Origin of the sequence: Variovorax sp. LjRoot84 (genome assembly GCF_964254305.1) — a bacterium.
Classification (GTDB): Bacteria; Pseudomonadota; Gammaproteobacteria; order Burkholderiales; family Burkholderiaceae_C; genus Variovorax.
The window spans coordinates 5,631,363-5,656,094 of sequence record NZ_CAXUTE020000001.1; the positions used below are offsets into that span (position 1 = coordinate 5,631,363).

Here is a 24,732-nt window from a genome sequence, read left to right on the forward strand (position 1 = left end):
AGTCGAGGAAACAACATGAGTGAACTGCTGTCCGTCTTCCAGCGCTGCGGCATCGAACCGGGCGAATACCAAAGCGGCTCGCTTGCCGTGCGCTCTCCCGTTGACGGCGCCGAGCTGGCCCGCCTGCACGAGACGCCAGCGTCGCAGATGAACGAGATCATCTCCAAGTCCAAGGCCGCCTTTCTCAAGTGGCGCACCGTGCCGGCCCCCGTGCGCGGCGAACTGGTGCGCCTGTGGGGCGAGGAGTTGCGCCAGGCGAAGAAAGACATCGGCTACATCGTCTCGATCGAGGTCGGAAAGATCATCGAAGAAGGCCAGGGCGAGGTTCAGGAAGGCGTCGACATCTGCGAGTTCGCGCTGGGCCAATCGCGGCAGCTTTGCGGCAAGACCATCGTGTCCGAGCGTCCTGGCCATCGGATCATGGAGCAATACCATCCGCTGGGCCCGGTCGCGGTCATCACCGCGTTCAACTTTCCGAGCGCGGTGTTTGCGTGGAATGCGGCGCTCGCCCTGGTGTGCGGCGATCCGGTGATCTTAAAGCCGTCGGAAAAGGCACCGCTGTCGGGGCTCGCCACATTCAAGGCGCTCGAGCGCGCCATCGCCCACTTCGGCAACAAGGCGCCTGAAGGACTGGCCCAGATCGTGATCGGAAAGGCGCCACTGGCCGAAGCCCTGGTCGAAAGCCCATCGATTCCGCTCATTTCGGCGACCGGATCCACGCGGATGGGTCGCGCCGTCGGCCCCAAGGTCGCCAGCCGGTTCGGCAAGCGCATCCTTGAACTCGGCGGCAACAACGCCATGGTCGTCACGCCGGCGGCAGACCTTGACATGGCGCTGCGTGCCATCCTGTTCGGCGCTGTCGGCACCGCGGGGCAGCGCTGCACGTCGCTGCGCCGCCTGATCGTTCATCGCTCCGTCAAGGACGCGCTCCTCCAGAAGCTGTTGAAGGCCTATTCGACACTGCGGATCGGAAATCCTCTGACATCCGGCACCTTGGTCGGCCCGCTGATCGACGAAGACGCCTACAACGCGCTGCAGAAGTCGATCGCGGCCGCCAAGGAGCAAGGCGGCAAGGTGTTGATCGGCGGAGCGCGCGCGCTCGAGCAGGAGTTTCCGAAGGGGTTCTACGTGCATCCAGCCATCGTCGAGATGCCAGAGCAAACTGCCATCGTGCGTCACGAGACCTTCGCCCCCCTGCTCTATGTGCTGACCTACGACGACTTCGACAACGCGATCGAAGTGCACAATGATGTGCCGCAGGGCCTGTCATCCTGCATCTTCTCGAACGACATGCGCGAGGTCGAGACCTTCATCTCCGCAGCCGGCTCGGACTGCGGGATGGCCAACGTCAACATCGGGCCGAATGGCGCCGAGATCGGCGGCGCCTTCGGTGGGGAGAAGGAAACCGGCGGCGATCGTGAAAGTGGCTCCGATTCCTGGAAGCAGTACATGCGTCGCACCACCAATACCATCAATTACTCGACCGAACTGCCTTTGGCCCAGGGCATCAGCTTCTTCTGAGCTCAACCGGCGCTGCGCCCCTCTTCCTTCCCTTTCCTCAACGCATCCGAAATGGAGTCGATCATGAAACGTCGCAATTTTGTTGCTGGTTCGATGTTGGTGGCCTCCGCCGCTCCGTGGACGGCGGCGTTCGCGCAAGCGAACGAATCGACTTGGGAGCGTGTGACGCGCACCAAGGTCATGCGCGTCGGCGCCGTGGATGGCGGACTCCCGTACTACAAGAAGGATCTCGTGAGCGGTGAGTGGCTCGGCTGCATGGCCGACCTTTACCGCGGTCTGGCGAAAAGCATGGATGCAAAGCTCGACATCACACCGACCAGTTGGGGCAACTCCGTGCTCGAACTGCAGTCGCAGAAGATCGATATCTTCTTCGGCCTGAATCCGACGCCCGCACGCCTGGCGGCGATCGACTTCACAGATCCGATCCTCAATATCGCATTCACCGCGGTGTGTAGAAAAGGCTTCACGCCCAAATCCTGGGCAGATCTCGATCAGCCCAACATCAGGATCGTGGTGGACAAGGGCTCTTCGCATGACACCCTCGTCACGCGGCTACTCAAGAGCGCGAACATCACGCGCCTGGAAAGCGCGGTTGATGCGACGCTCGCGTTGCAGGTCGGTCGCGCTGACGCTCAGATCCTTGTCTTGCCGTTGGCCCTGAGCCTGGCCAGCAAGAATCCCGCGGTGGGTCAAGTGGTCATACTGACGCCCGAAGAAAATGCGACCTCTAACGGCGGCGTTCGCAAGGAGGCCGACTCGAGGTGGCTCAAACATGTCAATGGTTGGCTTGCCGCCGAACGCGCAAGCGGCAACATTCGCAAGATCTTCATCTCGAACCTCAAATCTGTCGGGGGCGTCAGCGAAGACAAGATTCCGCCCCAGATCAAGGTCTGACCGTCGGGGCCCATGGTCTCAGCAGAAAACGGACCGCGTTTGACCTTTAAGGATCACGATCACACATCATGAAAATCCAAAACATTGAGGTACACCTGCTCGAATCGCCCATCAAGATGAAGCGTTCGCAAGGTGTCGGAAGCATTGCCGCCTCCATCAAACGCGTGGTGGTCCGTGTTCGAACCGACCAAGGCATCGATGGCATCGGCGAAGGGCAGGCATGGGAGGTCTTTTCGGGAACCAACGAGAACCTGTTCCATGGGATCGCGCAGTACTTGCGGCCCGTGCTCTTGGGCAAGGATCCACGCGATATCCCACTGCGCATGATGGAGTGCGACCGCGCGCTGGTCGGTAGCCCAGAAGCGAAGGCGGCCGTGGAAATGGCGCTGTTCGACATTTGCGGCAAGGCGGCTAGCTTGCCCCTGTACGCGTTGATCGGCGGCAAGGTAAGGGACAAGATTCCCTTTTCCTTCTCCATCGCCAATCCAGACATCGACGCCGACATCGAGCTGGCAAAACAGATGCTGTCCGATGGACATCACATTTTCAAGATAAAGACTGGATTCGCATCGCATGCCGAAGACATGCGCAGGCTCTCGCTACTTAGAGAACATCTTGGCTTCGAATTCGATCTCCGGATCGACTACAACCAGGGTCTTCAGCCCTACAACGCGCTTCAGCAGCTGCGCGATGTCGAACAGTTTAAGCCCACTTTTATCGAGCAACCGGTGCCGCGAGATGCCATCGCGGCGATGACGCAGATCGCGGCGGCATTGGACACGCCTGTCATGGCCGACGAAAGCGTATTCTCGCCGGCCGAGGCGCTTCGCACTATCGTGGAGCGCGCCGCCGACATCATCAGCATCAAGCTCATGAAAGCCGGCGGAATTGGCAAGGCCATGAAGGTGAATGCGGTGGCCGAAGCTGCAGGTCTTCCATGCTACGGCGGCACGCTATGGGAGGGCGGCGTCGCGCTCGCTGCGGCTTCTCATTTCATTGCCGCGAGCTCCAACGTGTCTTTGGGCTGCGAGTTCTACATGCCCAAGTATGTCTTCCAGGAGGACATTCTTGTGCAGATGACACCGGCCGAAGCAGGGCACGTGCATGTGCCGAGCGGCCCGGGAATCGGCGTCGAGATCGATTGGAAGATCGTAGAAAAGCAACGCATCGCGCTCGCCGCGTAAATGTGGATATCAGCGCACGCAGCGAGACCGCGCCATCCGGCGCCATGGACCGGCCGAGTGTGGGCATCCAGCCATTGGGCAGCATCTATGGACAAAAGCGTTCTGCTCGTGGGCGTCGATCTGGGGGCTTTTCCTGCGCTCTCGAACTCCAGCGTCGGGGCGCCACCATCACCCTGCTGGAGCGCATGGAATCGGGCCGGGAAACGTCACGATGCAATGTCGGCGCCATCGCACGCAGCTCGTTGATGCTGGTCAGCAGTCCCTGCCAGCGGCGCTCCCGCTCCAGCCTTCTGGGGAATTGCACGACCCCGTCTCGCAACTGCCGCTGGCGCAGGCCATCACGGTCGATTGATCCGACTGCGCCCTGCGCCGCCGGCATGCAAACTCGGATGGATCTGTTCACCCGATGAAAAACACCGTTGCCATTCTGGGCGCCGGCATCGTTGGCGTGTCGTGCGCGCTCGAGCTGCAACGGCGGGGCCACGACGTGACGATCTTCGATCGCGTGGCGCCAGGTCGCGAGACCTCGTACGGAAACGCCGGCGTCATCGCACGCAGCTCGCTGATGCCCTTCAACAATCCCGGGCTGTGGGCATCTCTTCCAAAGCTGTTGAAGAACAATTCGGCGCAGTTCCGCTACGACCCACTGTTCCTGGCAAGGAACCTGCCTTGGGCGCTGGGCTTTCTTTCCAGCGCGCGCTCGAGCGTCTTCAACGAGACCACCGCCGCGCTCGACGCATTGATCCAGCTCTCGACCAAGGAGCACCAACGCTTGCTCGCCGAGGCGGGAGCCGCACACCGATTGCGCGCCAATGGCTGGCTTTTTCTCTATCGAAGCGAACAGGGCTTCGACGGCAGCCGGCTGTCTCGCGACACCTTCGACAAGTTCAGCATCTCGACACAGGCGCTCGATGCGCAAGAGCTTTCGGACCTCGAGCCTGATCTGAAGCATCTTTTTCCCCGTGCGCTCTGGATCAAGGACACGTCCTCTGTCGACAGTCCCGGCCGAGTGGTGGAAGCGTACGCGAAGCTTTTCGTCTCACGAGGAGGACGGATCAAGCAGGCACTCGTCGGCGGACTTCGCCGGGCGGCTGCAAATGACGCGTGGCAGATCGTCGAGGAGGACGGCAGAGCCCATGAGGTCTCTCGGGTCGTGCTCGCCCTGGGACCATGGACCAAGGAATTTGCCAGGAAGTCGCTCGGCATATCGGTGCCGATGGCGTTCGAGCGTGGCTATCACATGCACTATGGCGCCGCCGGCGGCGCCACGCTCGGTCGCCCGATCTACGACACCGGCGGCGGGTATGTGCTTTCACCCATGGAGCAAGGCTTGCGCTTGTCCACCGGTGTGCAACTCACCGCGCGCGATGCGCCGAAAAACCTGAGCCAGCTCGAACTCGCGGAACGATCGGCACGGGAAGCTTTTCCCTTGGACAGACGGCTCGAAGCAGACCCTTGGCTCGGAAGCAGACCCACGCTTCCGGACAGCCGGCCGATGATCGGTGAATGCCCTCGACATCCCGGCCTGTGGCTCGCGTTCGGCCATCAGCACATCGGCTTCAGCACCGGCCCCGGCACTGCCTCCTTGCTGGCGTCCATGATGGTCGGCGAAGCTTGCGCCTTCGACCCGGCGCCATTCCGGCCTTCTCGCTTCATTCACTGAGGACAAGTGTGGGCCTGGCGCTCGCACGCCCGGTCTCTATGGCATTGCCAGGTGCTAAGCCTGCATCCAGATCGCCATGCCGTCGAGCACTTCTTCCATCACCTCGCCGTCGTCGCGGCCGGAGCGCCGGGGCACGTGAAAAGAGTGGTCCGCATAAGCGACCTCCATCAGCGACCCACAGTCTCCCAGTTCCTCGACCACCGAGCGAATCCTGCCGAGCTCGGCGAGCTTGTCCTGCGTGCCTTGAATGAACAGCATGGGCAACTGCACGTCGAACAGGTGCGCCGCGCGTTCGGTCGAAGGCACCCCTGCCGGATGCAGCGGAAAACCCAGAAAGACCAGGCCGGCCACGCCGGGCAGCGGCGCCAGCGCCTGCGCCTGCGACGTCATTCGGCCGCCGAATGACTTGCCGCCCGCGAAGAGGGGAAGGGATCCGAAGATGCCGGAGGCTCGCGCGACAGCGGCGCGAACCGCGGCATGGGCAACGGGAGGGGAATCGGGACGCTTGCTGCCAAGCTCCATGTACGGGAACTGGTAGCGCAAGGTTGCGATCCTTCGTGCGGCCAAGCCGTCCGATACCGCGCTCATGAACGGATGCGCCATGCCCGCACCCGCGCCGTGAGCGAACACGTAGCAGGCAGTCGGATCAGCCGGCGCCTGCACGAGCGCGGAGACGCTCGCGCTGCCGTCGACGGGAATGGAGATCTTCTGCGTTTCAGGCGTCATGCAGAGTGGGAGGGAGCTGAACCCCAAGTATGCAGCGCACCGCCCCTACCAGCGCAGCGCCGCCGTGTGCACCGGCGCATCCCACAGCGACACTAGCTCATCGTCGAGCAAGCTCACGGTCAGCGAGGCGCCCGCCATGTCGAGCGAAGTCGTGTAGTTGCCGACCAGCGATCGGACCGGCTTGAGTCCCTCGGCCTCGAGGCGCCGGTTCGCCGCATGGTGCAGCAGGTAGAGCTCCATCAAGGGTGTGCCGCCGAAGCCGTTGACGTGCAGCAGCACCTGGCGCCCGGCCTGGGCCTTCAGGTCGCCGAGGATCGCATCCATCAGCGTGCGCACGATCTCGTCGGCCGGCATGTGGGCCGCGCGCCGCCGCCCCGGCTCGCCGTGGATGCCGACGCCGATCTCGATCTCGTCGGGTCCGATGTCGAAAGTGGGCCGCCCGGCCGCCGGCACCGTGCAACTCGTGAAGGCCACGCCCATCGATGCGGTGGCCGCGTTCACGCGGTCGCCCAGCGCCTTGCACTCGGCCAGCGTCGCGCCCTGCTCGGACAGCGCCCCGACCATCTTCTCGACGACCAGCGTGCCGGCCACGCCGCGGCGGCCGGTCGTGTGGGTGGAGTTCTCGACCGCCACGTCGTCGTTGACCAGCACGGTCGCGTTCTCGGTCTCGGTCTCGAGCATCTCGCTCGCCATCTGGAAGTTCATACCGTCGCCGGCATAGTTCTTGACGATGAAGAGCACGCCCTGGCCGGTTTCGGTGGCGGCCGCGGCGGCCAGCATCTGGTCGGGCGTGGGGCTGGTGAACACCTGGCCCGGGCAGGCCGCATCGAGCATGCCGCGGCCGACGAAGCCGGCGTGCAGCGGCTCGTGGCCCGAGCCGCCACCGGAGATCAGCGCCACCTTATTCGCGCTGCGCTCGCGCCGCGCGACGAAGGTGGGCTCGAACTCGACGCGCAGCAGCTGCGGATGCGCCTCCACCATGCCGGCCAGCGCCTCGCGCAGCATCGCGTCCACGTCGTTGACGAACTTCTTCATGCGATTTCCTTCCATGTGTCGCACACCGCGGTAATGGCGACTTCGCAGGTCTTCGAGCCCGGGTCGATGTGGCCGAGCGCGCGTTCCCCGAGGAAGGAGGCGCGGCCCTTGGTGGCGGTCATGTCGCGCGTGGCGAGCATGTTGCGGTGCGCCTCGGCCGTGAGCTGCTCGCACACCTGCGGCAGCGGCGTGTTTTCTTCGGCGAGGCGTTGCAGCAGGCGCGAGACCGGGATCAGCACGTCGAGCATGGTCTTCTCGCCGAGATCGGCCTTGCCGCGGCTCTTGATGGCCTCGACGCCATCCGCGAAGGCGGCGGCGAACTGCCGGCGCTCGGGCTCGTCGATGCCGGCGAGGGTCTTGCCCATCGCGATGAAGAAGCTCGAGATCAGCGGACCCGAGGCGCCGCCGATGGTCGACAGCAGCTTCAGGCCGATCTTGCCGAAGGCCGCACCGGGCGCGAGCGGCGCCAGCTCGTCGCGCATCGCCATCAGCACATCGCAGCCGCGACGCACGTTGATGAAGTGGTCGCCGTCGCCGATGGCGCGGTCCAGCGATTCGATCTGGCTCTCGTTGGCGAGGATCGCCGCCTGCACGGCTTCCAGCGCGTCGATGATGTGTACCGTTTTCATGGGACTTCCTGGATTCGGGGTGCGGCGATGCGGCATCCGGCCGCATCGAAGAAAAGACAACGCTCGGCGGGAAAGCCGAAGCGCGCCTCGGAACCCGGCGCGAGCGGCTCCTCGAGCATCACGCGCGCATGCACTTCCACGCCCTGCCGCTCGGCCACCAGCTGGTGCTTGACCAGCGAGCATTCGATGACCTGGAAGCCGGCCGCCTCGCCCTCCGGCGAGAGCAGCACGTCTTCAGGCCGGATCGCCACGTGGGCGGTGCCGGCCGGCGAGCGGCCGTCGAACCACTGCGCCGGCAGCACGTTGATGGCCGGCGATCCCAGGCGCTGCGCCACCGGCAGCGTGCGCGGGTCGCCGTAGACCGCGAGCGGCGTGCCCACCTGCTGCAGCACGCCGCGTTCGAGGATGCCGATGCGGTCGGCCATGGTGGTGGCTTCGACGTGGTCGTGCGTCACGTAGATCACGGTGGCGCCGGTGCTGCGCTGCAGGCGCCGGAGCTCGACGCGCAATTCCTCGCGCAGCTGCGCATCGAGCGAGGAGAGCGGCTCGTCCATCAGGAACACGCGCGGCCGGCGCACCAACGCGCGGCCGATCGCCACGCGCTGCATCTCGCCGCCCGAGAGCTCGGTGGCGCGGCGCGTGAGCTTGGCCTCGATGTGCAGCAGCGCGGCGACTTCCTCCACCCGGCGCTTGACCTCGGCCGGCTCGCTGCGCCGCAGCGGCGAGCGCAAGGGGAAGGCGAGGTTGTCGAAGACGGTGAGATGCGGGTAGAGCGAGTACTGCTGGAACACGAAGGCGCAGTCGCGGCTCGCGGGCAGGCTGTCCGTGATGTCGTGGCCGTCCATGCGGATGCGCCCGGCATCGGGACGCTCCAGGCCGGCGATGAGGCGCAACGTGGTGGTCTTGCCGGCGCCGCTCGGGCCCAGCAGCACGAGGAATTCGCCGTCGGCCACGTGGAGGCTCAGCTCCGTCACCGCCTTGACCTCGCCGAAGGCGCGGCTCACGCCGCTGAGTTCAATGCTGGCCATGGCGCAAGGCCTCCCGGTGGTGGCGCGTGGTCGCGCTGGCGAGCAGCTGCTCGGTGCCGGCGTCGAAGAGCACGATGCGCGCGGTGTTGAAGCCGATGGCGACACGGTCGCCCAACGCCGGCCGTTGCGACTTGTCGATCAGCGCCTTCAGCGCGCCGGCCGCGGTGGCGAGCTCGGCGATCCAGTGGGAGCCGAAGTACTCGACATGCCGCACCTCGGCCGCGAGCCCTTCGCCCGACGCGCCGACCTGAACGTGCTCCGGCCGCACGCCGAGCACCGCCGCGCCGGCGCCTTGCTCGATGCGCGGCACCGTCACCGGCAAGCCGGCCAGCGAGACCGCGTCATCGCCCGCGCGCACCGCGCCCGAGATCGGCACGAAGTTCATCGGCGGCCGGCCGATGAAGCGCGCGACGAACATGCAGCTCGGAAAGTTGTAGATACCGCCGGGCTCGTCGGCCTGCAGGATCTCGCCCTGGTTCATCACGACGATGTGGTCGGCCAGCGCCATCGCCTCGTTCTGGTCGTGCGTGACGAAGACGGTAGTGGTGCGCAGGCGCTCGTGGAGCTTGCGCAGCTCCACGCACATCAGCTCGCGGAACTCGGCGTCGAGTGTGCCCAGCGGCTCGTCCATCAGGAAGGCCTGGGGCTGCCGCACGATCGCGCGGCCCAGCGCGACGCGCTGCCGGTCGCCGCCCGAAAGCCCGCCCACCCGCGCGCCGAGCAGGTGCTCGATGCGCAGGATGGCCGCGACATCGGCTACGCGCCGATCGATCTCGGCGCGCTTCAAGCCTTCGTTGCGCAGCGGGAACTCGAGGTTGCCGCGCACACCCAGGTGCGGGTAGAGCGCGAAGAGCTGGAACACCATCGCGATGTCGCGTTCGCGCGGGCGCAGGTAGGTCACGTCCTGGCCCGCGAGCGTGATCGAGCCCGAGGTCGGGAACTCGAGGCCGGCCAGCATGCGCAGCGTGGTCGTCTTGCCGCAGCCCGAGGGGCCGAGCAGGACGACGAACTTGCCGTCTTCCAGCGTCAGTGTGGAGTCGCGCACGGCGACGAAATCGCTGAAGCGCTTGTGCAGCTTTTCGATGCGGATCTCGGCCATGTCAGTGCAGCTTTCCGGCGACCGTGTAGCCCGCGACCCCGGCCAGCAGGACGGCGAAGGACCAGCTGTAGATCTCGAGCGACCAGGGCTGCATCAGCATCGCGAGGCCGAGCCCGATGAGGGCGATGCTGGCGGGCTCCCAGCGCGCGCGGGACAACCAGTTCTTCTTCATTTCCGAATCGCTCCGAAGGTGATGCCGCGCAACAGGTGCTTGCGCAGCAGCACGGTGAACACCAGCACCGGCAGCAGGAACAGCGTGGTGCCCGCGGCCATCGCCGGCCAGTCAAGGCCGCCCTCGCCAATGATGGTCGGGATGAAGGGCGGCGATGTCTGCGCCGTGCCGCTGGTGAGCAGGAGCGCGAAGGCGTACTCGTTCCACGCGAAGATCAGGCAGAAGATCGCGGTGGTCGCGATGCCGGTGGCGGCCTGCGGCAGCACCACCTTGACGAAGGCCTGGAAGCGCGTGTAGCCGTCGACCATGGCGGCCTCCTCGTACTCGCGCGGGATCTCGTCCATGAAGCCCTTGAGCAGCCACACCGAGAGCGAGAGATTGACCACCGTGTAGAGCAGGATCAGCCCGAGGTGCGTGTCCGACAGGCCGACCGCGCGGTACATCAGGTAGATCGGGATCGCCACCGCGATCGGCGGCATCATCCGCGTCGACAGGATGAAGAACAGCAGGTCGTCCTTGCCCGGCACGCGGAAGCGCGAGAAGGCATAGGCCGCGAGCGTGCCCAGCACCACCGACAGCAGCGTCGAGCCGAAGCCGATCAGCACCGAGTTGAGATAGCGGTCCGAGAAGCGCGAGGGCCCGGCCAGGATCATCTGCTGCTCGCGCACCAGGCCTTCGTACCAGGTGGCGGGCGGCGGCAGCGCGGCCAGTTCCTGTGCGCCCACACGCGAGCGGGTGGTGAAGAGGTTGACGTAGCCGATCAGCGAAGGCTGCGTGATGACCTGCGGCGGATAGGCGATCGCATCCTGCGGCGTGCGAAAGCTGGTCAGCAGGATCCACACCAGCGGAATCAAGGAGATCAGCGCGTAGCCGATGACGACGATGCCGGCGAAGGTCTTCGCCCGCGGCGTCGGGTCCAAAGGGCTGTGGACGGCGTTCTTCATCGCTGCTTCACCCGGTCGAGGAATCGCACCGTCACGAGCGAGAGCCCGTAGATCGCAACGAAGAGGATGATGGCCAGCGCTGAGCTGTAGCCGGTGCGCCATTTCTCGAAGGCCTCGCGCTTGAGCTTGATCGACGCCAGCTCGGTCACCGAGCCCGGGCCGCCGTTGGTGAGCTGGTCCACCAGGTCGAACATCTTGAAGTTTTCGATCACGCGGAACAGCACCGCGAGGATGATGAAGGGCATCACCATCGGCAGCGTGATGCGCCAGAACTTGGTCCACTCGCTCGCACGGTCGATCTCGGCGGCCTCATAGAGATAGGACGGGATCGAGCGCAGGCCGGCCAGCAGCAGCAGCATCACGTAGGGCGTCCACATCCAGGTGTCGACCAGCACGATGGCCCAGGGCGAGAGCCTGGTGTCACCCAGCATCGTGAAGGTGCCGGGGCCGCCGAAGAAGTTGACGATGTAGTTGAAGATGCCGTACTGCGGCTCGAAGAAGTACTTCCAGAAGGTGCCGACCACCGCCGGCGCCAGCATCATCGGCAGCAGGATCGCGGTGCTCCAGAAGCTGTGCGTGCGAAAGCGCCGGTTCAGCATCAGCGCCAGGCCGAAGCCGATCAGCAGCTGCAGCGTGATCGAGCAGGTGAGGAAGTGCGCGGTGGCGCGCATGTTCTCCCAGATCGACTCGTCGTTGAGCACCCGCGAGTAGTTGCCGATGCCGACCCACAGCACGTCGGCGCCCGGCCGGTTGGCGCGGAAGTTGGTGAAGGACAGCCAGATCGTCCAGACGAGCGGGAAGATGTTGAAGGCCAGCAGCAGCAGGATCGTCGGGCCGACGAAAAGCCATGCCAGCGCGCGGTCGGAGAGGCCTTGGCCGGGCACCCTGCCGCGAACGGCGATGCCCGGCTCGGCGCGAACGGTGGTGGCCAACGGTAGGGCGCTCATGGTCGGCTCCGCCGTCTCACGCTTCAAGGCTTGATCTTCCCGTCTTCCTTGAAGACCTCGGTCCAGTCCTTCAGCAGACCGTCCAGCGCTTCCTGCGGCGTGCCCTTGCCGGCCACCACGTAGTCGTGCGTGCGCTTCTGCATCGCCAGCAGCAGTTGCGCATAGCTCGGCTCCTGCCAGAAGTCACGCACGATCTTCATCGAGTCGAGGAACACCGGCGCGTACGAGGTGCTCTTCTCGAAGCCCGGCTTGCCGAGCACCGCGTTGTGGCACGAGAAGCCGCCCGCGTCCCACCACTTCTGCTGCACCGAGGGCTGCGCGAACCACTTGATGTAGTCGAGCGCGAGCTCCTTCTTGTCGGAGTACTTGACGACCGAGATGCCCTGGCCGCCGAGCTGCGCCGCGGCGACCTTGGCCTTGGGCATGGTGAAGAAGCCGGTCTTCTCGCCGCCCACGTTCGGATCCTTCGCGATGCCGGGGAAGAACGCGATGAAGTTCATCTGCATCGCGACCTGGCCCGACTTGTAGGAGTCGAGGTCCTCGGTCATGTAGGCGTTGGAATGCCCGGGCGGCGTGCAGCAGTCGAACAGCTCCTTGTAGAACTTGAGGCCGGCCACGGCCTCGGGCCCGTTGATGAAGCCTTTCATGTCGTACGGCTTCTTCGGGTTGTCGTACTGCATGCCGTGGGCGTACAGGGTGTTCGTCACGCCCATGGTGATGCCCTCGGAGCCGCGCTCGGTGTAGAGCGCCGCGCCGTAAACCTTCTTGCCGTCGATCGTGCGGTTCTGGAAGAACTGGCCGATCTGCTTGAACTCGTCCCAGGTCTTGGGCGGCGCGAGCTCGCGGTTGTACTTGGTCTTGAACTCCGCCTGCAGCTCGGGCCGGGCGAACCAGTCCTTGCGGTAGGTGAAGGCCACGGCATCACCCATCGCGGGCAGCGCCCAGTAGTTCTTCGTGCCCTTGGGCCAGGTCGAGTAGCCCTCGACGGTGGCGGGCATGAAGTCGCTCATCTTGATGCCGTTCTTGTCGAAGAACTCGTTGAGCTTGATGTAGTGGCCCTCGGTCGCGGCCGAGCCGATCCACTGGCTGTCGCCGATCAGCAGGTCGCAGAGCTTGCCCTTGGAGTTGAGCTCGTTGAGCATGCGCTGCGCGAAATTCGGCCAGGGCACGAACTCGTACTTCATCTGCACGCCGGTCTGGGCGGTGAAGTCCTTCGACAGCTCCACCAGCGCGTTGGCCGGATCCCAGGCCGCCCAGCACAGCGTGAGCTGCTTGGTCTGGGCCTGCGCGGCACCGGAGGCCAGCGTCAGCGCCGCGAGGAGCGCCGTGCCGAAAGTCGATCGCTTGTTCGTCAACCACTTCATTGCTTCATCTCCTGTTGGTCATGGGACGATTGAAGAATAAAGATGGCAAAAAATAAATCAATCAACGAAAACCCTAAGACCTCAGACGAATCGGGATAGTCCGGTGAAGCCCGGCGATCGACATCGGCGACACTCCTGATTGATTTATTGAGGCGCTTTCCGCACTTGGCCACTACCGTCACCATCACCCAGATCGCCGAAGCGGCCGGCGTCAGCACCGCCACCGTCGACCGCGTGCTGAACAGCCGCCCCGGCGTCAACCCCGTCACCGTGCAGCGCGTGCGCGACGCGATGAAGGAACTGGGCGGCGCCGTGCCGATGCGCGGCCGGCCGCGCTCGACCGAGAGCTACCGTTTCGCCTTCGTGCTGCCTTCGACCCGGCGCGGCTTCTTCGACCTGGTGGATCGCGTGATCGCGCAGGCGGCCGGCGATTTCCGGCACCAGCACATCACCGAGGTGACGCGTCGCCTGCCGGCCCACGATGCGGCGGCCTTCGCCGAGGAGCTCGCGCGCCTCTCGGACATGGACGGCGTGGCCCTGCTGGCGCCCGACACGCCGGCGGTGAAGCTGGCCGTCAACGAACTGGTGCGCGCCGGCGTGCACGTGGTCACCCTGTTCTCCGACGTCGCGGGCTCGATGCGCGAGACCTTCATCGGCGCCGACAACCGCGCCGCCGGCCGCACCGCGGGCCTGCTGCTCGGGCGCGAGGCGCCGGCCGGCCAGGGTCACTGCGCGCTGCTGTCGCCGGCCACGCGCTATGCGGCCGAGATCGATCGCGGCATCGGCTTCGCGCAGGTGCTGGAAGAGCGCTTCGCGGGCGCCCGGCTGCTGCGCGTGGACGACATGCCGGAATCGGAAGACGAGGCCTACCGCCGCGCGCGCGAGGCGCTGGACCCGCAAGCGACGGGCGGGCGCCTGACCGCGGTCTACAACGTCGGCCCCGGCAGCCACGGCGTGCACCGCGCGCTGGCCGAGCACGGCTACGACGCCTCGCTCGGCGTGATCGCGCACGACCTGCTCGACATGCATCGCGCCATGCTGATCTCCGGTGCGCTGAGCTTCGTGCTGCACCAGGACGTGCACTACGTGGTTACCACCGCCGCGCGCGTGCTGCGCGCGCTGTGCGAAGGCGTGCGCGGCGCGCTGGCGGTCAGCAATCCGCGGGTCGACATCCTCACTGCGGAGAACCTCGCATGACAGCCGCCCACGATCGCCCCACGATGCGCTCTTCATGTTCGCCCCGCGAGGACACGCGATGAAGAAATTCATCAACTACGTCGACGACGCGGTCGTCGAAAGCCTGTCGGGCCTCGCGTCGGCACACGAGGCGCTGCTGGCCGTCGAGTTCGACCCGACCTTCGTGTGCCGGCGCGTGCCCAAGAAGGACGCGGTGGCCGTGGTGTCCGGCGGCGGCTCGGGGCACGAGCCGCTGCACACCGGCTACGTGGGCCGGGGCATGCTGGACGCGGCCTGCCCGGGGCAGGTGTTCACCTCGCCGACACCCGACCAGTGGATGGCGGCCGCGCACCGTGTGAACGCCGGCCGCGGCGTCCTCTTCATCGTCAAGAACTACGCCGGCGACCGCCTCAACTTCCAGATGGCGAGCGACATGCTGGTCGATCTCGACCACCTGATGGTGGTGGTCGACGACGACGTCGCGATCGACCATTCGACCCACGGGAGCGGCCGCCGCGGCGTGGCCGGCACGGTCGTCGTCGAGAAGATCGTCGGCGCCGCGGCCGAGGCCGGCGCCGACCTGTTCGACTGCAAGGCGCTGGGCGACCGCATCAACAGCTGCACCGCCTCGATGGGCGTGGCCTTCAACAGCTGCATCGTGCCGGCCTCGGGCGTGGCCACCTTCGAGATCGGCGAGCAGGAGATGGAGCTCGGCGTCGGCATCCACGGTGAACCGGGGCGGCAGCGCCTGCCCTTCGCGCCGGCGGTCGAGATCGTCGACCTCTTGCTCGACCCGATCCTCAAGGATCTTTCGCTCGCGCGCGGCCGCGAGGTGCTGCTGCACGTCAACGGCCTGGGCGGCACGCCGCTGATGGAGCTCTACCTGCTGCAGCACCATGCGCGCCGGCGGCTCGCCGCCGAAGGGCTGACGGTGGCGCGCACGCTGGTGGGCAACCACACGACCTCGCTCGAGATGGCGGGTGCCTCGCTCACCGTCACGGCGCTCGACGACGAGGCCAAGCGGCTGTGGGACGCGCCGGTGCATACGCCGACACTGCACTGGTAGCGCTATCGCGGCGCTAGAATCCGGCCCATGAACCCCGAGGCCACCCCGGCACGCCGCAGCCGCCGCGGCAGCGGCGCCGTCACGCTGCACGACGTCGCCAAGCTCGCCGGCGTGGCGCCCATCACCGCGTCGCGCGCGCTCAACACACCGGCGCAGGTGTCGGCCGAGGTGCTGAAGAAAGTCACCGATGCGGTGGCCCGCACGGGCTATGTGCGCAACGGCCTGGCCGGTGGCTTGGCATCGACGCGCAGCCGGCTGGTGGCCGCGGTGGTGCCGACCATCGCCGGGCCGGTGTTCCTGCAGACCGTGCAGGCGCTGACCGAGGCGCTCGCCGAGGGCGGGTACCAGCTCATGCTGGGCCAGAGCGGCTATGCCGAGTCGCGCGAGGATGCGCTGCTCGAGGCCATCATCGGCCGCCGGCCGGATGGCATCGTGCTCACCGGCATCATGCATTCGGCCGAGGGACGCAAGCGCCTGCTGGCCGCGGGCATCCCGGTGGTCGAGACTTGGGACCTCACGCCCACGCCGCTGGACATGCTGGTCGGCTTCTCGCACGTCGAGGTGGGGCGCGCGGTGGTCGACTTTCTGCGCAGCAAGGGGCGCAGCCGGCTCGCGGTGGTGGCCGGCGACGACGAACGCTCGCGGCGGCGTCACCAGGCTTTCCAGGATGCGGCGCGCGCCGCCGGCCTGCGCGAGGTGCGCCTGATCTACGTGCCGGCGCCCACCACGATGAAGAGCGGGCGCCGCGCGCTGGCCGAACTGCTCGCGGTCGCGCCGGACATCGACGCCGTGTTCTGCAGCTCCGACCTGCTCGCGCTCGGCGTGATGACCGAGGCGCAGGCGCGTGGCATCGCGGTGCCGGCGCAGCTGGCGGTGGTCGGCTTCGGCGACCTCGAGTTCGCGGCCGACCTGAATCCGGCGCTGAGCACGGTGCGCATCGACAGCAAGGCCATCGGCCGGCAGGCCGCGCGCTTCATCGTGGACCGCGCGGAAGGCCGCCAGGTCGACCCCCGTGTAGTCGACATCGGCTTCTCGATCGTCGACCGCGACAGCGCCTGATCCGTATAAACCCCTAGATTCGGTTGCTTGACGCCGCATTTGGTAGCGCTATCATTTAGACCATCGAATGGTAGCGCTACCTAAGCCATCGACCTCTTTCAATTTCAAGGAGACAAACCCATGAAGAAGCTACTCGGCGCCCTCGCCATCGGCCTGGCCGCCAGTGCAGCCGCCTACGCCCAGGCCACTTCGACAAGCTCAGGACAGGATTGGCCCCAGAAGCCCGTGACGCTGGTCGTCCCCTTCCCGCCCGGCGGCTCCACCGACATGGTGGCGCGCGCCATCGGCCCCAAGCTCACGGAGAAGCTCGGCCAGCCCTTCCTGGTCGACAACAAGGCCGGCGCCACCGGCACCATCGGCGCGACGCTGGTCAAGCGCGCGGCACCCGATGGCTACACCTTCCTCGTCACCTCGCTCGGCCCGCTGGTGATCGCACCCCACCTGATCAAGGGCATGCAGTACGACGCGCTGAAGGACTTCGACCTGATCACGGTGGCCGTGCAGGCGCCCAACGTGCTGGTGGTGCCGGCCAGCTCGCCGCACAAGACGGTGGCCGACGTGATCGCGCACGAGAAGAAGAACCCGGGCAAGATGAGCTTCGCCTCCTCCGGCAACGGCTCCAGCGACCACCTCACGGCCGAGCTGTTCTGGCAGCAGACCGGCACCACCGGCCTGCACGTGCCCTACAAGGGCGGCGCGCCGGCCATGACCGACCTGCTCGGCGGCCAGGTCGATGCCTCGTTCCAGAACGTCAACGCGGTGGTGCCGCACATCAAGTCCGGCAAGCTCAAGGCGCTCGCGGTCACCGGCGACAAGCGTTCGCCGGTGCTGCCCGAGGTGCCGACGATCAGCGAAGCCGGCGTGAAGAACGTCGAGGTCTATTCCTGGCAGGCCGTCGTCGCGCCCAAGGGCCTGCCGCCGGCGCTGCGCACCAAGGCCGCCGAGTCGGTGGTGGCCGCGCTCAACGACCCGGCCATCAAGCAGCAGTTCACTTCCATCGGCCTCGAGGTAGTGGGCAACACGCCGGCACAGTTCGCGACTTTCCAGCAACAGGAGTTCGCCCGCTGGAAGAAAGTGATCGAGACCGGCAAGATCAGCATCGATTGAGAAAACCCATGTCCCTCAACGCCACCCCCCTGATCACCGACCTGCGCGTGATCCCCGTCGCCGGCCGCGACAGCATGCTCTTGAACCTGAGCGGCGCCCACGGCCCCTTCTTCACCCGCAATCTGCTGATCCTGACCGACAACGCCGGCCGCACCGGCGTCGGCGAAGTGCCCGGCGGCGAGAAGATCCGCCAGACGCTCGAAGATGCACGGCCGCTGGTCGTCGGCCAGCCGATCGGCGCGCACCAGCGCGTGCTGCAGCAGATGGGCAAGCAGTTCGCCGATCGCGATGCCGGCGGCCGCGGCCTGCAGACCTTCGACCTGCGCACCACGATCCACGCGGTGACCGCGGTCGAATCGGCACTGCTCGACCTGCTGGGCCAGCACCTGGACGTGCCGGTCGCCGCGCTGCTCGGCGAAGGCCAGCAGCGCGAGGCGGTCGAGATGCTGGGCTACCTGTTCTACATCGGCGACCGCGACAAGAGCGATCTGCCCTATGCGCGCGAAGCCGATGCCGGCAACGACTGGTTCCGCCTGCGCCACGAGAAGGCGATGACGCCCGAGGCCATCGTGCGCCTGGCCGAAGCGGCGCGCGAGCGCTACGGCTTCAACGATTTCAAGCTCAAGGGCGGTGTGCTGCGCGGCGAGGAAGAGATCGAGGCCGTGACCGCGCTGCACGAGCGCTTTCCGCAGGCGCGCGTCACGCTGGACCCCAACGGCGGCTGGCTGCTGAAGGACGCGATCCGGCTCATGCGCGACATGCGCGGCGTGGTCGCCTATGCCGAAGACCCCTGCGGCGCCGAAGAAGGTTTCTCCGGCCGCGAGGTGATGGCCGAGTTCCGGCGCGCCACCGGCCTGCCGACCGCCACCAACATGATCGCCACCGACTGGCGCCAGATGAGCCATGCGCTCGCGCTGCAGTCGGTCGACATCCCGCTGGCCGATCCGCATTTCTGGACCATGGCCGGCTCGGTGCGCGTGGCGCAGACCTGCCGCGACTGGGGCCTCACCTGGGGTTCGCATTCGAACAACCATTTCGACGTCTCGCTCGCCATGTTCACGCACGTCGGCGCCGCCGCGCCCGGCCGCGTGACCGCGATCGACACGCACTGGATCTGGCAGGACGGCCAGCGCCTCACCAAGGAGCCGCTGCAGATCCAGGGCGGCCTGGTACAGGTGCCGAAGAAGCCGGGCCTGGGCATCGAGCTCGACATGGCCGAGGTCGAGAAGGCGCATCAGCTCTACCAGCAGCACGGGCTGGATTCGCGCGACGATGCGGTGGCGATGCAAGCCCTCATCCCCGGCTGGAAATTCGACCCCAAGCGGCCGGCCTTCGACCGTTAGCCAAACCAACCAAGGACGCCCCATGAGAGAAAACCGCCTGCGCACACTGTGGAAATCCGGTGGGGCGGCCGTCAACGGCTGGCTCGCGATTCCGAACAGCTTCTCGGCCGAAACCATGGCCCACCAGGGCTGGGACTCGCTGACCATCGACCTGCAGCACGGCGTGGTCGACTACCAGGCCATGCTCCCCATGCTGCAGGCGATCTCGACCACCAACACGGTGCCCGTGGTGCGCGTGCCGTGGCTGGAGCCAGGCATCCTCATGAAGACGCTGGACGCCGGCGCCTACGGCGTGATCTGCCCGATGGTCAACACGCGCGAGGACGCGCAGCGGCTGGTGGCCTACACACACTACGCGCCGCGCGGCACGCGCAGCTTCGGCCCGGTGCGCGCGCTGCTCTACGGCGGCGCCGACTATCCCGAGCATGCCAACGACACCATCGTCACCTTCGCGATGATCGAGACGGCACAGGCACTCGACAACCTGGACGACATCCTCTCGGTCGAAGGGCTGGATGCGGTGTACATCGGCCCGTCGGACCTCTCGCTCGCGCTCGGCTGCCGTCCCGTCTTCGACGACGTGGACCCGCCGGTCGCGCAGGCCATCGACCACATCCTCGACCGCGCCAAGGCGCACGGCCTGGTCGCCGGCATCCACAACGGCAGGCCCGACGTGGCGCTCGCGCGCATTGCCAAGGGCTTCCAGTTCGTCACGGTGAGCTCGGACGCGCGGCTCATGGCCGCCGGCGCCCAGCAGATGCTCGCAGCGATGCGGGCCACGCCGGCGCCTGCGGCATCTTCTTCCACCTACTGAACCAAGGAAATCGAAATGAAAGTCGGATTCATCGGACTCGGCATCATGGGCGCGCCGATGGCGCAGAACCTCCTGGCCGCCGGCCACGAGATGTTCGTGCGCACGCGCAGCAAGGTGCCCGAGGCGCTGGCCAAGGCCACGCAGTGCAAAACCAACGCCGACGTCGCGCGCGCCGCCGATGTCATCGTGCTCATGCTGCCGGACACGCCCGATGTCGAGTCGGTGCTGTTCGGCAAGGACGGCGTCGCCGACGGCCTGAGCGCCGGCAAGACGGTGATGGACATGAGCAGCATCTCGCCCATCGAGACCAAGGCCTTCGCCAGCAAGATCAACTCGCTCGGCTGCGAGTACCTCGACGCGCCGGTCTCCGGCGGCGAAGTCGGCGCCAAGGCCGCCAGCCTGACCATCATGTGCGGCGGCTCGCAAGCCACCTTCGACAAGGTGAAGCCGCTGCTCGAAGCCATGGGCAAGAACATCACGCTGGTCGGCGGCAACGGCGACGGCCAGACCACCAAGGTGGCCAACCAGATCATCGTCGCACTCAACATCGCCGCGGTCGGCGAGGCGCTGCTGTTCGCGAGCAAGGCCGGCGCCGATCCGGCCAAGGTGCGGCAGGCGCTGATGGGCGGCTTCGCGGCCAGCCGCATCCTCGAAGTGCATGGCGAACGCATGATCAAGCGCACCTTCAACCCGGGCTTCCGCATCGCGCTGCACCAGAAGGATTTGAGCCTCGCGCTCGCCGGCGCCAGGTCGATGGGCGTCGCGCTGCCGCAGACGGCTTCGGCCGCGCAGCTGATGCAGTCCTGCGCCGCCCACGGCTGGGACCAGCTCGATCATTCGGCGCTGGTCAAGGCGCTGGAGCAGATGGCGGCGCACGAGGTGGCGAACCCGCAGACCTGAAGCCGCATCGCGCCGCCGACGAAGAACAACAACCCTGGAGACGAGCATGCAAGAACAACAAGGCGCGAGCGCGCGCCCCGCTTTCCTGAAGACGGCCGCGGGCAGCACGCTGGCCGCGCTCGGCGGCACCGCCGCCGCGCAGGCCTTCGACTTCAAGCCCAGCCAGCGCTACCCCGATCCGGCGGTGCAGGTGCTGGACCCGAGCTTCGGCAAGTACCGCATCTACAGCAGCACGGTCGAACAGCTGGGCACCGGCATGCGCTGGGCCGAAGGCCCGGTGTGGTTCGGCGACGGACGCTATCTGCTGGTGAGCGACATCCCCAACAACCGCATCATGCGTTTCGACGAGGCCACCGGGACTTTCGGCGTGTTTCGCCAGCCGTCCAACTATTCCAACGGCCTGGCGCGCGACCGGCAGGGGCGGCTGCTGGCCTGCGAACACCTGACCCGGCGCATCACGCGCACCGAGTACGACGGCAGGATCACCGTGCTGGCCGACAGCTTCAACGGCAAGAAGCTCAACTCGCCCAACGACATCGTCTGCAAGTCCGACGGCTCCATCTGGTTCACCGATCCGCCCTTCGGCATCGGCGGCAACTGGGAGGGCGACAAGGCCGCCTCCGAACTGCCGCACTCCGTCTACCGCATCGCGCCGGACGGCAAGATCGGCCTCGTCACCGCCGACCTGAACGGCCCCAACGGCCTGGCCTTCTCGCCTGACGAGAAGAAGCTCTACATCGTCGAGGGACGTGCCCAGCCCCACCGCGTGATCTGGAGCTACGACGTCGGCAGCGGCGCCAGCCTGTCCAACAAGACCCGGCTGGTGGACGCCAACGGGCCCGGTTCGATCGACGGCTTCAAGGTCGACGTCGACGGCAACCTGTGGTGCGGCTGGGGCAGCAACGGCGCGCCCGGCGCAAACCCGGCGGACCTGGACGGCGTGATGGTGTTCAACCCGCAGGGCAAGGCGATCGGTTTCATCCGCCTGCCGGAGCGTTGCGCGAACCTCAGTTTCGGCGGGGCCAAGAACAACCGGCTTTACATGGCAAGTTGCCACTCGCTTTATGCGCTCTATGTGGAAATGCATGGCGCGGCTTGAATGGCGACCGGAGCAAGTCTTCGTTAGAAAGTAAGTAAAAAGCTCTTGAAATACCTTGTTACGGCGTGCACAGCTAGGCACAATGTATTACATGAAACGTCAAAACCTCTCCCAACCGCGGTGGTCCCCCGAGGGGCTGCTCAGTCTCTTGCGCGCCAGCCTGCCGCCTGCGGGACCCGGGGCGACCTCACTCCCTCCGCCCCCGGCGCGCCTCGACAGCCGTCAGCTGGCCGAGGTGGCCAGCCAGTGGCGCAGGCGTTCGGAGTCGGGCGACGAAGGGGCAGAATCCGTGGCGGCCGCACTGGACTACATCGCCACGCGCCGCGCGCGGGAAAGAGGCGAGCGGATCCAGGCGATGGGCAAGCGGCTTTCGCAACTGATGCAACTGAGTTGAGGCGCGCCATGAAGACCCAGACCGAAGCCATTCGCGAAGGCTACGAAGTCGATCTGTCCGGACCCGGCCGGCCGTTGGGAGCGCGAGGTAGATACCCCGACTACGAGATGATTCCCTTGCTGACCGACATGGAAGCGGAACTGATCAACACGCTGAGCCTGGTGCGCAAGATGCTCGCCGAAGGCCCGCCCAGCAAGGATGCCCAGCAGGGCGTGGTGCTCGCGATCGACGGCCTGCTTTCCGTCGCGCGCGCCTGAAGGCGCTCAGCGCCGCGCGGCCGCCGGCTGCACGCGCTCCTGCGCCGTGACCGTGCGTGTCACGAGCCGCCCTTCCCGCAGCAGCGACACCTGGACCGGCCGCCCGATGCGCTCCGCATTGAGCAATCGCAAGAGATCGTCCGCACCGGCAATCGTCACGCTTTCCAGCGCGACGAGGATGTCGCCCACCCTCAGGCCTGCCAGGTCCGCGGGGCCGCCGGCCTGCACTTCGCCGATGCGCACCGCGTTGGCGCCCGCATGAATGGCCAGCGCCACGCGCCGCGCCAGCGGCACCGTCTGCGCCGCGATGCCGAGATGCGCGCGCCGAACCCGGCCATGGGCGATGAATTCGCCGATCACGAAGCGGGCCGTGTTGCTGGAGACGGCGAAGGCCAGCCCCTGCGCGCCGGCGATCATGGCGGTGTTGATGCCCACCACCTGGCCCGACGCAGCCACCAGCGCGCCGCCGGAGTTGCCCGGGTTGAGCGCCGCGTCGGTCTGGATGACATCGTCGATCAGGTACCCGCTCTGCGAGCGCAGCGAGCGGCCCAGCGCCGAGACGATGCCGGCCGTGACGGTGGATTCGAAGCCCAGCGGATTGCCGATGCCCACCACCAGGTGGCCGCGCTTCAGCACCTTCGAATCGCCCAGCGTCGCAGTCGCGGCGCCGCGCGGGAGTTCGACGCGCAGCAGCGCCAGATCGGTGGCCGGATCGTCGCCGAGCACCTCGGCTTCCCTGTCGCCGCCTTCGGCCAGCCCGATGCGCACGCGCCGCGCGCCTGCCACCACGTGGCTGTTGGTGAGCACCAGCCCGTCGCCGGCGATGACCACGCCGGACCCGAAGCCGCCGCCGCGCCGGCCGGGCGCTGCGCTTTGCACCCGCACGACGGCCGGCCCGACGCCGTCGGCCACGGTGGCGACCGCGCGCGAGTAGGCGTCGATCAGGGCGTCCTGGGCCGGCTCGGGGCCGGTGCCTTCCGTGTTGAGCATGGCTTCAGATGGCTTCATTCTGTGAAGCCACAAGGGGCTGAAGCCACTGCCCGGATGGGCAGGTACCCGCTTTCCGCGTCGATCAGCCCAGCCGCCCCTCCTCCCGCAGCCGCGCGCCGATGCGCCGGATCCCGACCTCGCCCTGATCGAGCGCCGCCTTGCTGGTGTGCACCGAGTAGTAGCCCATCACCAGTTCGTGCGGATGCTTCACGGCCGAGCCCAGAACGAAGGCCGTGTCGCCGTGGGCCACGAAGTCGATGGCCTCACCGGATTCCTCGAACACCGCGAGCTCGCCGGTAACGACCGGTCCACCCGCATCGAGCCCGCCCGCATTGACCGCGACCCAGCCCACCGTGTGGCCGGCGGGCGGCGTGTAGCGCCAGCACTCGCCGTCTTTCAGGCGCACGGCCAGATAGTTCATCGACGCCGGCGCCGGAATGGCGCTTTGCGCCTTGCCGTAGCGCCCGAGCAGCACGCGCGCCGGACCCTCTTGCGGCACCTGCGAGGGCGCGAGGTAAAGGCTTTGGGCCGGTGCGTTCTCTTCCGAAGCGGGCAACGCCACCCAGAGCTGGAAGCCCAGCACCGGCGAGTCGCCGACCGGCGCGCCGGTGTGCCACACGCCGTTGCCGGCGCGCATCCACTCCACGCCGCCAGCGGGCAGCACACCCTTCTTGCCGGTCGTGTCTTCATAGCCCACTTCACCTTCGATCATTAAGGTCAGCGTCGCGATGCCCGAGTGCGGGTGCATGCCGAAGCCCTTGTGGCCGGGCTCGGGCTGGAAGCCGAAGAGGTCGAGAAACACGAAGGGCTTGAGAAACTCGCCCAGCTCGCCCGGACTCACGAGCCGCGTGATCGGCCCATGCGTGCTGCCGCTTGTGCGGTAGACGATGGCGCGGGCTTTGGTGTCGACGGCGGCGGTCATGCGGCTTCCTTCAAGCCGCCGCCAAGGAGCGAGACGGGCCGCAGTCGCCAGGCCACGAAGGCAGCGAGCGCACCGAGCACCACGGCCGGCGCGGGATTGCCGCCGATCAGCACCACGTGCGTCGCCACCGCACCGACCATGGTTGCGGCGAGCAGCAAGCCGCCGAAGAAGCCGGTTGCAGGTACGAGCAGCAGCACGGCGCCCACGACTTCGACCGCGCCCGTCAGGTAACGAAACCACTGGCCGAAGCCGATGGCATCGAACACCTGGACCATCTGCGGCACGCCGGCCAGCTTGGAGAGGCCAGCCGCGCCGAAAGCCAGCGCCAGAAGAATGCGAACGCCCCAGACGATGCGGCGCTGCGTGGGGGAAACCGGAAAAAAAGCCATGGAAAGAGGT

At 66.9% G+C, this 24,732-nt stretch carries 26 protein-coding genes; 14 read left to right on the plus strand and 12 right to left on the minus strand.

Annotated elements, in window-relative coordinates; all coding sequences use genetic code 11:
- Positions 1-15: 15 nt before the first annotated feature.
- The 4 genes from amaB (at position 16) to ACSQ9I_RS27785 (ending at position 5,262) form a co-directional block, all read left to right on the plus strand.
- The gene (gene amaB, locus ACSQ9I_RS27770) at positions 16-1,521 is read left to right on the plus strand and encodes an L-piperidine-6-carboxylate dehydrogenase (RefSeq protein ID WP_436315266.1); all 1,506 of its coding nucleotides are present in this window, start codon (positions 16-18) and stop codon (positions 1,519-1,521) included.
- Between the two features lie 63 nt (positions 1,522-1,584).
- The gene (locus ACSQ9I_RS27775; protein WP_436305776.1) at positions 1,585-2,415 is read left to right on the plus strand and encodes a transporter substrate-binding domain-containing protein; all 831 of its coding nucleotides are present in this window, start codon (positions 1,585-1,587) and stop codon (positions 2,413-2,415) included.
- A gap of 68 nt (positions 2,416-2,483) precedes the next feature.
- Positions 2,484-3,599, plus strand: coding sequence for an enolase C-terminal domain-like protein (locus tag ACSQ9I_RS27780; RefSeq protein ID WP_436315267.1), 1,116 nt, complete (start codon positions 2,484-2,486; stop codon positions 3,597-3,599).
- A 406-nt stretch (positions 3,600-4,005) separates the two neighbouring features.
- Complete coding sequence (locus ACSQ9I_RS27785; RefSeq protein ID WP_436315268.1) at positions 4,006-5,262, plus strand: NAD(P)/FAD-dependent oxidoreductase; 1,257 nt, start codon at positions 4,006-4,008, stop codon at positions 5,260-5,262.
- A gap of 54 nt (positions 5,263-5,316) precedes the next feature.
- Here the strand turns inward: ACSQ9I_RS27785 and ACSQ9I_RS27790 are convergent, their stop codons facing one another.
- From ACSQ9I_RS27790 to ACSQ9I_RS27830, 9 genes are read right to left on the minus strand one after another with little or no spacing between them, the layout of a single operon-like run.
- A complete protein-coding gene (locus ACSQ9I_RS27790) occupies positions 5,317-5,988 on the minus strand; it encodes an alpha/beta hydrolase family protein (RefSeq protein WP_436315269.1) in 672 nt (223 codons plus the stop codon).
- A gap of 45 nt (positions 5,989-6,033) precedes the next feature.
- On the minus strand, positions 6,034-7,023 hold the full coding sequence (gene dhaK, locus ACSQ9I_RS27795) for a dihydroxyacetone kinase subunit DhaK (protein WP_436315270.1): 990 nt from the start codon (positions 7,021-7,023) through the stop codon (positions 6,034-6,036).
- The gene (gene dhaL / locus ACSQ9I_RS27800) at positions 7,020-7,652 is read right to left on the minus strand and encodes a dihydroxyacetone kinase subunit DhaL (RefSeq protein WP_436315271.1); all 633 of its coding nucleotides are present in this window, start codon (positions 7,650-7,652) and stop codon (positions 7,020-7,022) included. Before dhaL ends, dhaK (ACSQ9I_RS27795) begins: the two co-directional genes overlap by 4 nt.
- The gene (locus ACSQ9I_RS27805; RefSeq protein WP_436315272.1) at positions 7,649-8,680 is read right to left on the minus strand and encodes an ABC transporter ATP-binding protein; all 1,032 of its coding nucleotides are present in this window, start codon (positions 8,678-8,680) and stop codon (positions 7,649-7,651) included. The genes dhaL and ACSQ9I_RS27805 overlap by 4 nt, the downstream gene beginning before the upstream one ends.
- Complete coding sequence (locus ACSQ9I_RS27810) at positions 8,667-9,779, minus strand: ABC transporter ATP-binding protein (RefSeq protein WP_436315274.1); 1,113 nt, start codon at positions 9,777-9,779, stop codon at positions 8,667-8,669. The genes ACSQ9I_RS27805 and ACSQ9I_RS27810 overlap by 14 nt, the downstream gene beginning before the upstream one ends.
- A gap of 1 nt (position 9,780) precedes the next feature.
- Entirely contained in the window at positions 9,781-9,951 is a 171-nt protein-coding gene (locus ACSQ9I_RS27815; protein WP_170855626.1) for a hypothetical protein, read from the minus strand.
- Complete coding sequence (locus ACSQ9I_RS27820; RefSeq protein ID WP_436315275.1) at positions 9,948-10,895, minus strand: carbohydrate ABC transporter permease; 948 nt, start codon at positions 10,893-10,895, stop codon at positions 9,948-9,950. The genes ACSQ9I_RS27815 and ACSQ9I_RS27820 overlap by 4 nt, the downstream gene beginning before the upstream one ends.
- Positions 10,892-11,842 carry a carbohydrate ABC transporter permease gene (locus ACSQ9I_RS27825; RefSeq protein WP_436315276.1) on the minus strand — a complete coding sequence of 317 codons (951 nt, stop codon included), beginning with the start codon at positions 11,840-11,842 and terminating at the stop codon, positions 10,892-10,894. The genes ACSQ9I_RS27820 and ACSQ9I_RS27825 overlap by 4 nt, the downstream gene beginning before the upstream one ends.
- Positions 11,843-11,865: 23 nt before the next feature.
- Positions 11,866-13,206 carry an ABC transporter substrate-binding protein gene (locus ACSQ9I_RS27830; RefSeq protein ID WP_436305784.1) on the minus strand — a complete coding sequence of 447 codons (1,341 nt, stop codon included), beginning with the start codon at positions 13,204-13,206 and terminating at the stop codon, positions 11,866-11,868.
- 165 nt (positions 13,207-13,371) lie between these two features.
- On the opposite strand from ACSQ9I_RS27830, the gene ACSQ9I_RS27835 reads away from it, so the two are divergent.
- The 10 genes from ACSQ9I_RS27835 to ACSQ9I_RS27880 all read left to right on the plus strand — a co-directional run bounded on the left by ACSQ9I_RS27835 (position 13,372) and on the right by ACSQ9I_RS27880 (position 22,421).
- Positions 13,372-14,403: a LacI family DNA-binding transcriptional regulator gene (locus ACSQ9I_RS27835; protein ID WP_436293976.1), complete on the plus strand. Its 1,032-nt coding sequence runs from the start codon at positions 13,372-13,374 to the stop codon at positions 14,401-14,403.
- A gap of 58 nt (positions 14,404-14,461) precedes the next feature.
- Complete coding sequence (gene dhaK / locus ACSQ9I_RS27840) at positions 14,462-15,448, plus strand: dihydroxyacetone kinase subunit DhaK (protein ID WP_436315277.1); 987 nt, start codon at positions 14,462-14,464, stop codon at positions 15,446-15,448.
- Positions 15,449-15,475: 27 nt separating this feature from the next.
- The gene (locus ACSQ9I_RS27845) at positions 15,476-16,507 is read left to right on the plus strand and encodes a LacI family DNA-binding transcriptional regulator (protein ID WP_436315278.1); all 1,032 of its coding nucleotides are present in this window, start codon (positions 15,476-15,478) and stop codon (positions 16,505-16,507) included.
- A gap of 120 nt (positions 16,508-16,627) precedes the next feature.
- Positions 16,628-17,614 carry a Bug family tripartite tricarboxylate transporter substrate binding protein gene (locus ACSQ9I_RS27850; protein WP_436315279.1) on the plus strand — a complete coding sequence of 329 codons (987 nt, stop codon included), beginning with the start codon at positions 16,628-16,630 and terminating at the stop codon, positions 17,612-17,614.
- 8 nt (positions 17,615-17,622) lie between these two features.
- The gene (gene gudD / locus ACSQ9I_RS27855; protein WP_436315280.1) at positions 17,623-18,957 is read left to right on the plus strand and encodes a glucarate dehydratase; all 1,335 of its coding nucleotides are present in this window, start codon (positions 17,623-17,625) and stop codon (positions 18,955-18,957) included.
- 22 nt (positions 18,958-18,979) lie between these two features.
- Entirely contained in the window at positions 18,980-19,771 is a 792-nt protein-coding gene (locus tag ACSQ9I_RS27860; protein ID WP_436315281.1) for an HpcH/HpaI aldolase family protein, read from the plus strand.
- A gap of 15 nt (positions 19,772-19,786) precedes the next feature.
- Complete coding sequence (locus tag ACSQ9I_RS27865) at positions 19,787-20,671, plus strand: 2-hydroxy-3-oxopropionate reductase (protein ID WP_436315282.1); 885 nt, start codon at positions 19,787-19,789, stop codon at positions 20,669-20,671.
- A gap of 46 nt (positions 20,672-20,717) precedes the next feature.
- On the plus strand, positions 20,718-21,770 hold the full coding sequence (locus ACSQ9I_RS27870; RefSeq protein WP_436315283.1) for an SMP-30/gluconolactonase/LRE family protein: 1,053 nt from the start codon (positions 20,718-20,720) through the stop codon (positions 21,768-21,770).
- Between the two features lie 91 nt (positions 21,771-21,861).
- Entirely contained in the window at positions 21,862-22,164 is a 303-nt protein-coding gene (locus ACSQ9I_RS27875) for a hypothetical protein (RefSeq protein WP_436315284.1), read from the plus strand.
- Positions 22,165-22,172: 8 nt separating this feature from the next.
- Positions 22,173-22,421: a hypothetical protein gene (locus tag ACSQ9I_RS27880; RefSeq protein WP_436315285.1), complete on the plus strand. Its 249-nt coding sequence runs from the start codon at positions 22,173-22,175 to the stop codon at positions 22,419-22,421.
- Positions 22,422-22,427: 6 nt separating this feature from the next.
- Here ACSQ9I_RS27880 and ACSQ9I_RS27885 read toward each other — a convergent pair whose 3' ends face one another.
- The 3 genes from ACSQ9I_RS27885 to ACSQ9I_RS27895 all read right to left on the minus strand — a co-directional run bounded on the left by ACSQ9I_RS27885 (position 22,428) and on the right by ACSQ9I_RS27895 (position 24,722).
- Positions 22,428-23,429, minus strand: coding sequence for a S1C family serine protease (locus tag ACSQ9I_RS27885; RefSeq protein WP_436315286.1), 1,002 nt, complete (start codon positions 23,427-23,429; stop codon positions 22,428-22,430).
- 64 nt (positions 23,430-23,493) lie between these two features.
- Positions 23,494-24,333 carry a pirin family protein gene (locus ACSQ9I_RS27890; protein WP_436315287.1) on the minus strand — a complete coding sequence of 280 codons (840 nt, stop codon included), beginning with the start codon at positions 24,331-24,333 and terminating at the stop codon, positions 23,494-23,496.
- Positions 24,330-24,722 (minus strand): DoxX family protein, encoded by a 393-nt coding sequence (locus tag ACSQ9I_RS27895; protein ID WP_436315288.1) that lies wholly within the window; start codon positions 24,720-24,722, stop codon positions 24,330-24,332. The genes ACSQ9I_RS27890 and ACSQ9I_RS27895 overlap by 4 nt, the downstream gene beginning before the upstream one ends.
- Positions 24,723-24,732: the final 10 nt, after the last annotated feature.